This window comes from Novosphingobium sp. B-7 (genome assembly GCF_000410615.1).
Taxonomy (GTDB): domain Bacteria; phylum Pseudomonadota; class Alphaproteobacteria; order Sphingomonadales; family Sphingomonadaceae; genus Novosphingobium; species Novosphingobium capsulatum.
Window position 1 is genome coordinate 1 of record NZ_KE148349.1, and the last position, 250, is coordinate 250.

At 73.6% G+C, this 250-nt stretch carries 1 pseudogene; it reads left to right on the forward strand.

Annotated features, from left to right (window positions below):
* A pseudogene (fliI, locus tag H926_RS34695) lies at window positions 1–250 on the forward strand (flagellum-specific ATP synthase FliI); the annotation flags it as partial.

Sequence of the window (250 nt, forward strand, 5' to 3'; positions counted from 1 at the left end):
GGCCGACCATGCGCCCAACCTGCGCATTCGTGGGGCGATGATGGCCACCGCGCTGGCCGAATACTTCCGCGCCCAGGGGCGGCGCGTGCTGCTGATCATGGACAGCCTGACGCGCGTGGCCCACGCCGGGCGCGAAATCGCGCTGCTGCTGGGCGAACCCGGCGCGGCGCGCGGCTATCCCCCTTCGGCGCTGGCGACGATCACCAAGCTGGTCGAGCGCGCCGGCAATTCGGCGGCGAGTGGCGGGGCC